Here is a 13,361-nt window from a genome sequence, read left to right as displayed (position 1 = left end):
TTCGAGCCAATATCTTTACAAGAAAATTTAATTGTAATCCCAAACGTAAATAGGGCAAATATTGAAAAAGTAGTTTTAGATCTAGTGAGTCATGAAACTTTAATGGAAAATTTAAAAATAAAAACAGGCTCATGAGAGCCTGCTTTACATCTACTTAAAGATTAACGATTTGGTAAAACATCTTTAAGTGCTTCATGCATTTCTAACAATGCTTTTTCTGTTGTATCCCAATCGATACAACCATCAGTCACAGATTGACCATATACTAGATCACATAGGTTTTCAGGAATATCCTGACGACCACCTTTAAGGTGACTCTCAACCATGATTCCCACGATTGACTTATTCCCATCCAGAATTTGCTCTGTGATGTTTTTGAGAACCAATGGTTGTAAGTATGGGTCTTTGTTTGAGTTGGCATGACTGGTATCAATCATAATCTTGTTGCTGACTTTGGCTTTTGCCAAAGCTGCTTCTGCTTCCGCAACAGAAGAAGCATCGTAGTTTGGCTTGCCATTACCACCACGTAATACCACATGAGCATAAGGATTGCCTTTGGTATTGATAATTGCCACCTGACCATTTTCATTTAGACCCAGGAAGCTGTGGCCATGTTTAACGGATTGCATTGCATTGGTTGCAACAGTCAAGCCGCCATCTGTACCGTTTTTAAACCCAACAGGAGATGATAAACCAGAAGACATTTCACGATGTGTTTGGCTTTCTGTAGTACGTGCGCCAATCGCAGACCAAGAAATCAAATCTTGATAATATTGTGGAGAATTTGGATCAAGTGCTTCGGTCGCACATGGCAAGCCTTTTTCATTTAATTCAAGCAAAAGACCACGACCAATATGTAAACCTTTTTCAATATTGAAAGAGTCATTCATATCTGGATCGTTGATTAGACCTTTCCAACCGACTGTCGTACGTGGTTTTTCAAAATATACACGCATCACAAGGTATAAAGTATCTTTTACTTTTTCACTTAATTCTTTTAAGCGATCAGCATATTCGTTTGCAGCTTTAACATCATGGATTGAACAAGGTCCAATCACCACAAACAAACGTTTGTCATTGCCGTCTAAAATATTACGTACAGTTGCACGTCCTTGTAACACAGTTTGAGATGCAGCTTCAGATAAAGGAAGATCAGCTTTCAGTTCCGCAGGGGTAATTAAGGTTTGAATGCTTTTAATATTAACGTCGTCGATATCTGGCTGAGAAACTGGATTTGACTGTAGAGTATTCATTGCTGTCACAAATTCAATCGAAAGAAGAGGTTATTTTGTCTACGAATATAGCATGAAAAGCCGATTGATTAACTATCCATTCGCAAAAATTGCGGAAAACAATCGGCTTTTTTCAGAATTAAACCATACTAGATGAATGGCTTGTTTGTTGAACAACAGCAACTTTATGTGTTTCAACTGGTTTAGGTTTTGCCTTAACTGGATTAATCATAAAGTTAACACCAAGGGCAAATAATGTAATACCTAAGATTCTACGAATAAGTCTTTCTGGCATACGCGAACTAATTAAAGTTCCAACAATGATTGCAGGAATAGAACCAACAAGTAACCACATTAATAAATGAAAGTCGACATTACCTGAAGACATATGACTCAAACCAGCAACAGCGGTTAATAAGACAGCATGTACGACATCTGAACCAATAATACGGATCATCGGTAAGTTAGGAAACATAATTACGAGCGCCATAATCCCGAAAGCACCAGCGCCTACAGAAGACAGGGTGACGAAAATACCTAAAACCATGCCCATGATGACGATATATAAGCGTTTATGCTGGAGAGCATGCTGCTCACTTTCCATATTTGCTTGTTCACGATTACGGAAACGATCAAAGAACTTTTCAACTTGGCTACGAAATACAATAGAGATACCTGTCAAGGTCAACATAAAGCCTAAGACCATGGTCAGCACAGCTTTATAATGCGTTGATTGACTTAAATAATGTTCTAAAATCCAAGAGGTGGCAAAAGATGCAGGAATACTTCCAAGTGCAAGCCAAAGTACAATTGGCCATACAATATTTAGTTTTTTAGCATGTACCATTGAACCGCAAAATTTAGAAATAGAGGCATATAGCAGGTCTGTACCGATTGCAATATGAGGTTCAATTTTGAATAAACTAATCAAAATGGGGGTCATTAATGAGCCACCACCAACACCAGTGATTCCTACACAGAAACCAACCAAAACCCCAGCTAGAATAAATTCAACAGGACCAAACATAATCAATATGCCTAAATATGCAAAAACCAGCATATCTTATGCTTTTTTTAGATAACTCGTTGTGATGAATAGTGATTTACTTATGCAAAAAAAAGCTAAAGAATGTCGATGACGGTATAAAAACTGACTGAATTACTCAGCCATGTTTCATTAATTTGCACTTATGAGTTCGTAGAGTAAATCTTAGTTTGATCAAAATGAACCGTACCGGGTTTGTCGGAGACCAAGCTTTCTGAGAAAATGTCCCGATGAAAAAAGTAAAATATACCCCTGAAATCAGAGAAAGAGCGGTTCAATTATTGATTGAATCCGAGAAAGATTATCCATCGAATTGGGCTGCGATCACCGCTATTGCTCCCAAGATAGGTTGTACTCCTGAAACTCTACGTGTTTGGTATCAAAAATATTTAGATAAACAAAACCCAATTAAAGTACAGTAACTTTCAGATCAAGAACGTATTAAACAACTCGAACGTGAAAATAAAGAACTGCAACGTGCTAACGAAATTCTACGTAAAGCAGCCGCTTTTTTCGCCCAGGCGGAGCTCGACCGCCCACACAAATAATGGTAGATTTCATCCATAACAATAAGGCGTTATATGGTGTTGAGGCGATTTGCAGGATTTTACCGATCGCGGCTTCTACCTATTATCGAACACTAGATTTCGTTGAAAACCCAGAACATCGAGCAAAGCGAGATCTACATGACTTGCATCATGCTGAACAAATTAAACGAATTTGGAAGGAAAGTTCAGGTCGATATGGTGTGCGTAAAGTTTGGCAAAAATTGAAACGTGAAGGCTATGTTATTGCTCGCTGTACAGTTGCTCGATTGATGCAAAAACTAGGTATACAAGGTGTTTGGCGTGGTAAGAATAAACAAACTACCCGTAGCCGAGAGGATCAAAAACGAGCAGATGACTTGGTGAAACGCAATTTTAGTGCTGATCATCCTGCCCCTTGCGAAGCAATGCTTCTCAGGTCGCTGACTTCACGTATATTCAAACAAATTCAGGCTGGGTTTATACTGCATTTATTATTGATGTCTTCTCACGAGCAATTGTTGGATGGAAAGTATCGACACGGATGAATACAGATATGGTGCTCGATGCACTGGAGCAAGCATTGCATGATCGAGGCATGCCAAAGAACGTGATTCATCATAGTGACAGAGGTGTGCAATATCTTTCCATTCGTTATACCAATCGTTTAGAAGCAGCAAATTTACGAGCATCAGTCGGTACGACCGGTGATTCATACGATAATGCTTTGGCTGAAACGGTGAATGGCTTATACAAAACAGAGGTGATCGAATATTTAAAAGCGGATTGGCAAGGTTTAGCGGATGTACAACTTGCGACACTAAGCTGGGTAGATTGGTTCAATAAAAAGCGTGTACATAGTGCACTAGGTTATGTGTCACCTTTTGATTTTGAAGCAATGTACTATGATAAAATTAACCCATTAGGTCAGGTGGCCTAACTTAAATAAAAAGTCTCCGACAAACCCGGTACGGTTCAAAATGACGTAAAATAATTAATTGAAAAGTAGAGTGATTTAAACATTCTCTATTTTGCTAAAATTTTATTTTTGTTAGGTTTTAATTCATTAACCCATAACACAAGTAGAAATGTAATCGGTGTCGCAAATAGCCACCAACTTACAAATCCTATAGCGTTTCCATATTCAAGACAGAGTAGGCTTCCTGCAATCAAAAAGCAGAGGTAAGCAAAAAATTTGAAGAGAGTTTTATAGCGAATGAGATATAGTTGCTTCGTTTTGCTGATTTGCTTAGGACTACATTTATATAAGAAGGTCATTCCAATCAGTATCAAAATTAGACTCAAAAAAATCATGCCTTCACCTTATTTTTCGCTAATTTTGTTTTAATTTTTTGTATGGACTTTTCCTGAATAGGTTGAATATATCTAAAAATAAAAATAGCGAATAAAGCGCAAATGAGTAAGAATAAATCAACACGTAGAAATAACCAATAACTTGAAAGGTCTGAAATTAATCGATGATTATTGAGATACACTAAGTTATATATCGATATTGGTTGTTTGCGAGATCGTTCTGATCTCCGTGAAATATTGAAATGGCTTTTCAGGATATAATTGTTTCATACCCCACGGTAAATATAAGTAAAAGAAAATAGCTAAACCAGTAAAAGTAATCGTCAAGAAAAAGGGAAGAGCAAGTACAGAGCAAACATTATGAAAATCGAGCCAAGAGCGTTGTGATTTAAAAGTTCTCAACGTAAAGAAATCCGTAAATATTTTTTTATGGGTAATAATGCCCGAAACCAATGCAATCAACATAATAAAAGCTGCGATACAAACGATTAGGCGTCCAATGAGCACAGGTAATCCGTACAGTTGAAAGTGGAAATTATAAAAAAAGTCACCACCTTGTGTTGCAGAAAGTTTAAGTTCTTGACCAGTATTCGCATCCAAGTCTCGGCTTTCATAACCACCTATGCTTTTTTCCCAATAAATTTTATTGACAGGTTCTTCTTTGTTCGCAACTTTGATATACCAAGATTTCGCATCAGCTGCATTTTTTTCTAAATATTCTGTTGCTGTTTGAATAGCCGTTACTTGATTAATTTGATACTGCGATAGTTGTGGCTGCATCCATAAATTAATCTGATGACGATAATAGGCACTCGTTCCCATGAGAAAAATGGCAAATAAAAGCCATCCAAAAATTAAACCTGTCCATGCATGTAGCCATGCCATAGATTGGCGTACACTTTTGTTTTGCATTATTAACTTAAACCTACAGATAAGCCGAATAAAGTACCTGCCAAAATTAAGCTAATCCAAGTGAGTTTTAACAAAGAATTCGTGCAGAAACTAACAATGATGAATAGTAAATAAAAAATTATAGAAATAAAGGCAGCCAAATAAATGGCTTCAGCTCTAGTGAATGAATGAAGAAATAATGCAGTCAGACATAAGCTCAAATACATCATGCAGACGTAACCAACAACAAAGCTCAAGGTAAAGCGGTAAAAAATACTTAGGCGATAGATGAGCGTAAGTGATGTTGATTTTGCCATAAATGATTTTTAGCTAGCCAATAGGAGAATAAATATCAAATGAAAACGATTATTGTTAATATAAATAAATTGAAAATAAACTCGCAATCATTTAACTATCGTTAATCAAGATAATTTTAAAGTAATGAATGGAATTTTAGATTAAACATTATATTCACCAATCTTGAACAATTTGGATAGCTTATTATGATTCGATGTAAAATCATTTTGTTAGAATCATTCAAATATTTCAGTGGGGCATTGGTCTTGTTAAAGCAAAAACTAAAAATTGGTATCGTGGTGGGAGAAGTTTCTGGAGATACTCTAGGAGTGAAACTCATGCGAAGTTTTCGCGAACAAGGAATTGATGCTGAATTTGAAGGTATTGGTGGTTCACAAATGATTGCTGAGGGTTTCCATAGTTATTATCCAATGGAAATTTTATCAGTAATGGGCATTGTGGAGGTTTTGAAAGATATAAAGAAGTTATTTGCTGTACGTGATGGTCTAGTTGAACGTTGGACTGAACATCCAGTGGATATTTTTATTGGAATTGATGCACCTGATTTCAATTTACGTCTTTCTAAAACAATAAAAGAAAAGAATTTACCAATTAAAACAGTTCAATACGTAAGTCCATCTGTTTGGGCATGGCGTCAAGGGCGGGTACATGGTATCAAACGTAGTATAGATTTAGTGTTGTGTTTATTCCCATTTGAAAAAACATTTTATGAAAATTACGATGTTCCAGCAGCTTTTGTTGGGCATCCACTAGCCAAACAATTACCTTTAAAAAATCCAATTGTAGAAGCAAAACATCAGCTTGGCTTATCTGCACATGAAATGCACGTTGCTTTATTACCAGGAAGTCGAAGAGGTGAAATTGACAGACTATTGCCTTTGTTAATTGGGGCTGCGGAAATACTACATAAAAAATATCCTGAACTAGAGTTTCTGATTCCAGCAATTAATGATGCTCGAAGACAACAAATTGAACATGGTATTCAAAATTTAGATGTAACTTTAAAATCAAAAATTTATATTTTAGAAAATACCGATGCTGAATCTAAAATAGGTCGTATGGTCATGAATGCGAGTGATATTGTCGCACTAGCATCAGGAACTGCGACGCTTGAAGCAATGTTATTACATCGCCCAATGGTGACTTTTTATAAGTTACATTGGTTAACTTATATGATTGCTAAGTTTCTCGTTAAGATTCCATACTACTCTTTACCTAATATCATTGCAGGTAAAAAAGTCATCCAAGAATTAATTCAAGCTGATGCAACACCAGAACACCTTGCTTCTGAAATTGAAAAATTAATGGATAATGAAACAGCACATATTCAGATGATGCAACATTTAAGTATGCACAAACAATTAATCTCAGGAGATACTGAAAATCCTGTTGATGCAATTCTGAATTGTTTAAAAACAAATTAAGTTAAAAAAGGTGGCATTTCAAATGCCACCTTATCATTTACGCTCGTAGAATCATTTCATAGCCTGTGTATTTACGAATATTGATGACACCAATATCGAGTAATAAATATTGCCCCTTAATACCATGTAAAACACCACGAATTTTGGGTGTTTTATCCAAATTTAAGGACTTAATTTTTTCTGGATATTGTTCAACTGGATAAATAAATTCTTTAGGCAATTCATGTTCTAAAAATTCAAGTTCTTCATTGAATTCTAAGTTTTGGCTAAACTCATCTCGAATCGTTTGAATTTTTGGTGCAAATTCTTCCAAAATCTGGTCACGTTGCTCAATTAAATTCAATGGTTCAGCTTCACCTTTAAGGAGCTTACGCCAATCCGTCTTATCGGCAATTTGTGTACCAAATAAAGTTTCTAAATGACCAGATAAGCGGCGTGAACCAACTTTTAAAATGGGTAAAGCTTGGGTTGCACCTTGATCTAACCATCGAGTCGGCATATTAACGATACGAGTAATTCCAATTTTTAGTGCACTTGAATTGGCTAGATACACAATATGGGGTTGGAAACAAACCTTGTGTGCAAATTCATCTTCACGACAAGTTCCAAGATGATAATGGCAAGTCTCAGGTTTCATAATACAAAGATCACATTCAGCTTTGGTCTTGAAGCACTTGAAACAGTGACCTTGTGAATATGATTTTGGAGTCTTTGCACCACACGAAGTACAAAAAATATTTCCAGTCCATTCAATTTCTAATTCTTGACCTAGTACGAAGGGTAGATCAGTTTCTGAACGATCTAATATAAATTTATATTCAACATTTGCCTTGCTGGTTGGTTGATCAGTTACACTATGCGTTTTGAGCGCTGCGTGCATTTTGTGACAAATGCCTTGTAGTTCCATCAATAAACTCTCATCTTTCTCAATCAAGGGTTGCAGTTATGGCTGAACAAAATGTCATCACTTCTATGCTAGACGATTTATCTAAAGAACAGCCCATTCATACTGCACTTTGTATCGGTCAGCAAATTGATCAAAATGCTGAAATTCAATGGCATCATTTTAACGTAACTGACTTTTTAAATCTGCCATTTACACAACGTTATGATTTAGGTTTTGTATTATTTGATACAGAGCAAATGCAAAACATCACTGAAACACATAAAGCGCAGCTTTTAGTGAAGTTACGCGACTTAATGGCTAAAAGGATTGTTGTTGTTAGTAAACGAAACGATGAAAAGCTATTGCGTTCACTAGGTTTTACTCAACTTATTGATAAGACTACTCATGATAGTGATTTTGCTCTATGGCAATTCAATATTTTAACTTACAAACATGTTCCTGATTGGTTTAACTCTAAATTTTGGGCAAATCCAGAAAATTGGAATAAGTTTCGTTGGTGATTTTTTAGAGTTTACTGCGGTTCTGAATAAGCCGCAGTTATAAAATAATAATAAGCTGATGAAATGTTCTTGCAAATTTTAACACTTTAACTTTGTTTTCATACTGAAAAGCAGCGTATGCTTTTCGAATAAATAATTCTAACTGGAATATAAAAACCATGACAGATTTGACAAATATCGTAGAGATTTTAGCGAAACAGGCCTTAGGCGGTCAGCAACAATCTTCACAAAATAGTGGTTTGGGTGGAATTCTTGGCTCTGTTTTAGGGCAACTTAGTGGTCAACAACAAAACAATCAAAATCAGCCGCAAAGTGGTTTAGGTGGAATCCTAGGTTCAGTTTTTGGTCAGTTAGGTAGTACGAATAACAATACATCTCAGACAAATAGTAATACTAGTGGTAACACAGCACAAACATTACTTATAGCCGTATTGCCGTTGGTTCTTGCTTGGATTCAAAAACAGGGGGGCTTACAAGGGGCATTAGATAAACTAAAAAGTACAGGTTTATCCAATCAGGTAAAGAGTTGGGTCGATCCTCAACAAATAAATGCTCAAGATGTTCCAACCCAAAATATTCAAAGCTTATTTGATGATCAAGATATCGAACAGGTTGCCCAACAAGCACAAGCGCCAAAGCAAGAAATTTACAGTGCGATTTCGTCTGTATTACCTCAAGTGATTGATTCTTTGACTCCGCAAGGAAGTAATACCAATCCCCAAGAAGCAAATCAAGATATTCAACAAGTATTGAATTTGGTGGGTGGTTTTTTAAAAAGATAAGCATATAAAAATAAAAGGGCGAAACGCCCTTTTATTTAACACTTGAAATAAACTTCTGATTAGAAGTTATATTCCATACCTAAACCAATAACAGTTTTCTTGTTATTGTCTTTCTGCCAGTCAATTTTTTGTTGAGCAACAACACCGTAGAAACGAGCTTGTTTATTGATATTGTAATCAGCACCTACACCATATAAATCATTTTTACGATCTTCAAGACCATCAACTTCTGTTTTCGCAGAGATATATTGTGCTTTTAACTTCACTGGTGTAGAAGGAATGATATATGCAGCAGTTACACCGAAAGCGTTTTCTTTTAAGCCTTTGTATCCTACAAGTGTATCATCTGTAGGTTTCGCAGTTTGCCATAAACCACCGAATACTAAACCTTCAGCACCTACTTGAGATAAATCAAGTGAGCCAGTTACACGCACTGCATCTGTATATACACCAGATAAGCCATAAGCATTATACTTTGATGCAACTGCAAAGTTACCTGCAACAGCTGCATTTAAACCAATATCTTTATTTTCGTAAGTTAGAGATGTTGAAACACCATCACCAAATCCATTACGACTACCTTTTTGACCACTTGCAGAGTTATCTAGAGGTATTGTTTGACCGTTTTTATCCTTAGTAGTTTCATTCTGTTCACCTTGTTGGAACATAATGTTAAATGCTAATCCACCCAACAATTTTTTATCAGTCTCAAAACCAATAACATTCTTTAAGCGATCTTCACCAGCTAAAACTGCTGTCATGTCAAGTTCATTGTGATCGTTAAAAATATCTTGGTTATTATTAGCTGCAGTTTTGAAGTAAGAATCGTGTTGACCAACTTTTAATGTTGCAACACCAGCAGATTTAATACCGACAAAACGGTTACGGTTTTTAAAAGCATCACCATCGCCATCTGCCCCAATTTCCCATTCGGCTAAATAAACTGCTGATAAGTTATCAGTCAATTTTTCTTCACCTTTCACACCCAAACGTGAAGCGTTTGAATTTACTTTTGTTACGCTTTCATCTTTAAAGCCGTTGTTGTCAATATTTTCCAAAGTCACACTGAGCTTACCATACAATGTTGGTGCTGCTTGCGCTGCATTCATGGCTAAAGTTGCTACAGTAGCAGCAAGAAGCAATTTTTTCATTGAGATTTCTCCAGAACACTTTTTGTAAATGGCAGTTGCCTTAGTTACTGTTATAAGCTTGCTTGTGTACATAAAGTTACACAGCTCACTGACTTGTATGCAGTATCGGCAAACTTTGTGACAGATAAGTGAAAGAAAAATGACAGTTTAATGACGATTCATATTTAGTAATAATTATATTTGTTATTGATTTTTATATATTTAATAAATAAAAATGGGGCGAAAAGCCCCATCGTATAGATAATTTTTTACTTACAGCACTGCTTTAATCTTTTCAGCAAAGGCTTTAATCTTTTCTTGATCACCCATTTGTGCTGCATGACGACCAAGTTCATGAACTGAGCTAGGAATCAAATGGAAGTGCACATGTGGAACTGTTTGCCCAGCAGCAACTCCTGAAAGTTGCATTAGTACGATCCCTTTAGCATCTAAAGCGGTTTCAATTGCTTTAGCTATCTTTTGAACAATTTGAATCGTATAGGCTGCTGCATCAGCAGGTAAATCCATCAAAGTAACAGCAGGTGTTTTAGGAATAACTAAAGCATGACCATCTGCTTGAGGCATAATATCCATAAAAGCGAGGACCTGATCATCTTCATAGATTTTGATTGCAGGTAGTTCGCCTCTTAAGATTCTTGCAAAAATATTTTGGTCATCGTACGCCATGATTAGTCCTTTAATATAATGAGATGAGAAGTTTTGCTTTTCAGACAAGAATAGAAAATAAACTGCTAAGACTTAAAAATAAGGCTTTTATTTGCAATTTAATTCTTTTTGACGCTCTTTAATTTCATCTAAGCGTTGTTGCTCTCTGTCAGAAAATTTAGGCTTTGTTGTATGGCAGTTTTCATTACCATATTTAGCCTTGGCATCTGCATCTTTAAAACAAAATCCTTTCGATGCATAGATGAGATTATAGTCATCTTGCAATTTTTTACATTCTTGTTCTGGTGTAGCTGCTTGAAGGTTAAAACCTGTAAGGCTTATCAATCCAGCAAAAACTGCAACAGCAAACTTATTCATGAGGTATTCCTCTAGTTAAAAGGCATGAACTCAAATAAATTAAGAAAATATGTCTATTTTCACGATTTGACTTAAGTTCAACTACTAATATACGATTTATGAATGAAATTTCAATGGAACTGTATTATTGGAGTGTAATTTTTATCACCTTGAGCTTTTTACTTTAGTATAATTTTTGTCCACTCTTCATACATTTTGACAGCAGAAGAAAAGTCACTATTCGCTTCGGCAGTTAAACTTGCAGCCTGAATCAAGCTTTGGGTTAAGGCAAGTATAGGCGCTGGAAGCTTTGCATCATGTACTAAGTCTAAGGCAATCCCTGTATCTTTTGCGAGCAAAGGTAATGAAAAAGTTACAGGGAATTCACGGCTGAGAACGCGTTGTGGAAAAACAGTTTCTGTAACCATGCTTTTGCCACTAGAAGCATTAATACAATTCAAAGCTGCATCTAGGTTTACACCATGCGCTTTGAGTGTACTAAATCCCTCTGCAACCGACCATAAATTGACAGCCAGTAACATGTTATTAATTGCTTTAACGGCAAATCCTGTACCCGAATCACCTACGTGTTGAATGAGCTTTCCGACTGCTGCCATCGCAGGATAAGCACATTCAAAAGCATTAATGTCACCACCCACCATAACCGTAAGTGTTGCATTTTCTGCACCAATGGTTTGTCCGCTAACAGGTGCATCGAGAAAATCGATATTTTGTATTTTTAATCGCTCTGCTAGACGGCGCGCTGCCTCAGGAACACCACTGGTGCAATCAATCCAGATTGCACCTGATTTAATATTCACACCATCAATTAATGTTTCAACGTCATCACTAGTCGGTAAACACGAAAAGATAACATCTGCCTGAACCGCTTCAGCAAGTTCAACCGCCAAAGTGCCAAATTCTGTTGCATGTTGCTTAGCTTTATCAAAGTTACGATTCCAAACGTAAACTTTTTCGAAATACTTGGGTAAATGCGCAGCCATGCGATAGCCCATAGCACCTAAACCGATGAATGCAACAGATTGAGTCATAGTTTACCTTTTTATTGGAGTTGAACGTTCTGATAACCAAGTTGTCAGTGTTGGCCAGAACTCAATAGAACTGTTTTGACTGGACATTAAACCTAAGTGCCCGCCAGGTATCAAAGTAAACGTGACATCCTGACTGCTTGTCAACTGGGTGAGTGGAAAAGCGGCATCAGATGTAACCAGTTGGTCACCTTTACCAGCACCTACCAAGAGCGAACAATTGATATTCTTCAGTTTTATCGTCTCATTCTTGAGTTTGATTGCGCCATGCTTCAATGGATTTTGTAGCCATACATTAAACAACATGTCTTGGTTGATACCACCTGGATAGTCAATCATGTTATTCAGGAAATGGCTCAGTGTGGCATCTTCCTGAACCAGCTTGAGATTATCCAGATTTTTGAGTAACTGGATATTGCTATCAATCCAGCCTTTTGGGTCGAGTAGTTTAAATCCCAAAGAGTTTAACAAGCCAGGTGAATGAATCATCAACTTAGGTAAACGGTTATAGATATAATCTTTGATGGTTGGGTTACGCGTCGTAATATATGCCAGTGTTTTATATAATTTTCCGATATAACCCGATGCATAACTATCAATCGGGCTACCTAAAACAATTAAATTTTTAACCGCATTTGGCTTGTGTCGAGCAGTGTAAAGTGTGACAAAAATTCCAGCCATACTCCAGCCATGTAGAGAAATTTTTTCAGATTTAGAATGCTTTTGAATCGCCTCAATACAACGTGGAATAAATTTATCGATAAATGACAAGAAATTAACCTGATAGTTTTTATAAGTGAGTTTGCCCCAGTCAATCAGGTACACATCAAAACCACTGTCCTGAAAATGTTTAACGAGAGAGCGATAAGGATAGAGGTCATAAATATCCATATTAATCGCAAGCGGCGCAACAAAGACTAGTGGCTCTTTATAACGTTTGTTTTCTGAAGCGTAAAAACGGACACGGGTTTGTTTAAACTCGGCAATCACTTGATAGGGGGTTGATTGAGACAGCACCAGCCGATCTGCATCGAAGACACGCATAGCCAGATGTTTAAAATTTATTTTTTGCTGTTCTACAAGTGATTTCATCTTTGAAAGTCTCATCATGAGTCAAGATTGCACGAAGTCTAAGCGATAATTTCATCTTATGCCTTGACCTTAAATACGTTAGGCGCTCAAAATGTTGGCATATTTAAACACCTGATCATAAGGCATACAA

Annotated in this window: 13 protein-coding genes, 2 pseudogenes and 1 other annotated feature; of the genes and pseudogenes, 4 read left to right on the top strand and 11 right to left on the bottom strand. The window is 36.5% G+C overall.

What is annotated here, in order from left to right; all coding sequences use genetic code 11:
* Positions 1–161 precede the first annotated feature (161 nt).
* Both CDG55_RS08760 and CDG55_RS08755 read right to left on the bottom strand, forming a co-directional pair.
* Complete coding sequence (locus CDG55_RS08760; protein ID WP_005160221.1) at positions 162–1,253, bottom strand: 3-deoxy-7-phosphoheptulonate synthase; 1,092 nt, start codon at positions 1,251–1,253, stop codon at positions 162–164.
* Between the two features lie 118 nt (positions 1,254–1,371).
* Entirely contained in the window at positions 1,372–2,259 is an 888-nt protein-coding gene (locus CDG55_RS08755) for a sulfite exporter TauE/SafE family protein (RefSeq protein WP_087537110.1), read from the bottom strand.
* A 248-nt stretch (positions 2,260–2,507) separates the two neighbouring features.
* Between CDG55_RS08755 and CDG55_RS08745 the strand changes: the two are divergent.
* Positions 2,508–3,741, top strand: a pseudogene (locus CDG55_RS08745) (IS3 family transposase).
* Positions 2,783–2,899, top strand: a sequence feature (AL1L pseudoknot). Its footprint overlaps the pseudogene before it by 117 nt.
* 86 nt (positions 3,742–3,827) lie before the next feature.
* Here CDG55_RS08745 and CDG55_RS15500 read toward each other — a convergent pair.
* The 3 genes and pseudogenes from CDG55_RS15500 to CDG55_RS15495 form a co-directional block, all read right to left on the bottom strand.
* Positions 3,828–4,115, bottom strand: a complete 288-nt coding sequence (locus CDG55_RS15500; protein WP_087537091.1) for a DUF1634 domain-containing protein — start codon at positions 4,113–4,115, stop codon at positions 3,828–3,830.
* Positions 4,112–5,027: pseudogene (locus tag CDG55_RS08735) on the bottom strand (PepSY-associated TM helix domain-containing protein). Before CDG55_RS08735 ends, CDG55_RS15500 begins: the two are co-directional and overlap by 4 nt.
* A gap of 2 nt (positions 5,028–5,029) precedes the next feature.
* Positions 5,030–5,323 carry a hypothetical protein gene (locus tag CDG55_RS15495; protein WP_087537092.1) on the bottom strand — a complete coding sequence of 98 codons (294 nt, stop codon included), beginning with the start codon at positions 5,321–5,323 and terminating at the stop codon, positions 5,030–5,032.
* 246 nt (positions 5,324–5,569) lie between these two features.
* On the opposite strand from CDG55_RS15495, the gene lpxB reads away from it, so the two are divergent.
* The gene (gene lpxB / locus CDG55_RS08725) at positions 5,570–6,748 is read left to right on the top strand and encodes a lipid-A-disaccharide synthase (RefSeq protein WP_162620864.1); all 1,179 of its coding nucleotides are present in this window, start codon (positions 5,570–5,572) and stop codon (positions 6,746–6,748) included.
* Between the two features lie 37 nt (positions 6,749–6,785).
* Here the strand turns inward: lpxB and CDG55_RS08720 are convergent, their stop codons facing one another.
* Positions 6,786–7,655, bottom strand: coding sequence for a DUF2797 domain-containing protein (locus CDG55_RS08720; RefSeq protein WP_087537094.1), 870 nt, complete (start codon positions 7,653–7,655; stop codon positions 6,786–6,788).
* Positions 7,656–7,693: 38 nt separating this feature from the next.
* On the opposite strand from CDG55_RS08720, the gene CDG55_RS08715 reads away from it, so the two are divergent.
* Together CDG55_RS08715 and CDG55_RS08710 are read left to right on the top strand one after the other, a co-directional pair.
* On the top strand, positions 7,694–8,155 hold the full coding sequence (locus CDG55_RS08715) for a DUF6231 family protein (RefSeq protein ID WP_004662088.1): 462 nt from the start codon (positions 7,694–7,696) through the stop codon (positions 8,153–8,155).
* 158 nt (positions 8,156–8,313) lie between these two features.
* Entirely contained in the window at positions 8,314–8,937 is a 624-nt protein-coding gene (locus CDG55_RS08710; RefSeq protein WP_087537095.1) for a YidB family protein, read from the top strand.
* Positions 8,938–8,996: 59 nt separating this feature from the next.
* Here the strand turns inward: CDG55_RS08710 and CDG55_RS08705 are convergent, their stop codons facing one another.
* The 5 genes from CDG55_RS08705 to CDG55_RS08685 form a co-directional block, all read right to left on the bottom strand.
* The gene (locus CDG55_RS08705; RefSeq protein ID WP_087537096.1) at positions 8,997–10,088 is read right to left on the bottom strand and encodes a porin; all 1,092 of its coding nucleotides are present in this window, start codon (positions 10,086–10,088) and stop codon (positions 8,997–8,999) included.
* Between the two features lie 252 nt (positions 10,089–10,340).
* The gene (locus CDG55_RS08700) at positions 10,341–10,754 is read right to left on the bottom strand and encodes an HIT family protein (protein ID WP_087537097.1); all 414 of its coding nucleotides are present in this window, start codon (positions 10,752–10,754) and stop codon (positions 10,341–10,343) included.
* Between the two features lie 87 nt (positions 10,755–10,841).
* Positions 10,842–11,111, bottom strand: a complete 270-nt coding sequence (locus CDG55_RS08695) for a YARHG domain-containing protein (RefSeq protein ID WP_005160201.1) — start codon at positions 11,109–11,111, stop codon at positions 10,842–10,844.
* Between the two features lie 158 nt (positions 11,112–11,269).
* On the bottom strand, positions 11,270–12,142 hold the full coding sequence (locus CDG55_RS08690; RefSeq protein WP_087537098.1) for an NAD(P)-dependent oxidoreductase: 873 nt from the start codon (positions 12,140–12,142) through the stop codon (positions 11,270–11,272).
* Positions 12,143–12,145: 3 nt separating this feature from the next.
* Positions 12,146–13,231 carry an alpha/beta fold hydrolase gene (locus tag CDG55_RS08685; RefSeq protein WP_087537099.1) on the bottom strand — a complete coding sequence of 362 codons (1,086 nt, stop codon included), beginning with the start codon at positions 13,229–13,231 and terminating at the stop codon, positions 12,146–12,148.
* Positions 13,232–13,361 lie beyond the last annotated feature (130 nt).

Origin of the sequence: Acinetobacter sp. WCHA45 (assembly GCF_002165255.2) — a bacterium.
GTDB lineage: Bacteria > Pseudomonadota > Gammaproteobacteria > Pseudomonadales > Moraxellaceae > Acinetobacter.
Note: the sequence above shows the minus strand (reverse complement) of the source record. Positions and strands in the feature narration are given on the sequence as shown.

Bases quoted from the DNA above. Each gene is read 5' to 3' on its own strand.
- CDG55_RS08760 (WP_005160221.1), bottom strand. From the start codon at position 1,253: ATGAATACTCTACAGTCAAATCCAGTTTCTCAGCCAGATATCGACGAC.
- CDG55_RS08755 (WP_087537110.1), bottom strand. From the start codon at position 2,259: ATGTTTGGTCCTGTTGAATTTATTCTAGCTGGGGTTTTGGTTGGTTTC.
- CDG55_RS15500 (WP_087537091.1), bottom strand. From the start codon at position 4,115: ATGATTTTTTTGAGTCTAATTTTGATACTGATTGGAATGACCTTCTTA.
- CDG55_RS15495 (WP_087537092.1), bottom strand. From the start codon at position 5,323: ATGGCAAAATCAACATCACTTACGCTCATCTATCGCCTAAGTATTTTT.
- CDG55_RS08720 (WP_087537094.1), bottom strand. From the start codon at position 7,655: ATGGAACTACAAGGCATTTGTCACAAAATGCACGCAGCGCTCAAAACG.
- CDG55_RS08715 (WP_004662088.1), top strand. From the start codon at position 7,694: ATGGCTGAACAAAATGTCATCACTTCTATGCTAGACGATTTATCTAAA.
- CDG55_RS08710 (WP_087537095.1), top strand. From the start codon at position 8,314: ATGACAGATTTGACAAATATCGTAGAGATTTTAGCGAAACAGGCCTTA.
- CDG55_RS08705 (WP_087537096.1), bottom strand. From the start codon at position 10,088: ATGAAAAAATTGCTTCTTGCTGCTACTGTAGCAACTTTAGCCATGAAT.
- CDG55_RS08700 (WP_087537097.1), bottom strand. From the start codon at position 10,754: ATGGCGTACGATGACCAAAATATTTTTGCAAGAATCTTAAGAGGCGAA.
- CDG55_RS08695 (WP_005160201.1), bottom strand. From the start codon at position 11,111: ATGAATAAGTTTGCTGTTGCAGTTTTTGCTGGATTGATAAGCCTTACA.
- CDG55_RS08690 (WP_087537098.1), bottom strand. From the start codon at position 12,142: ATGACTCAATCTGTTGCATTCATCGGTTTAGGTGCTATGGGCTATCGC.
- CDG55_RS08685 (WP_087537099.1), bottom strand. From the start codon at position 13,231: ATGAAATCACTTGTAGAACAGCAAAAAATAAATTTTAAACATCTGGCT.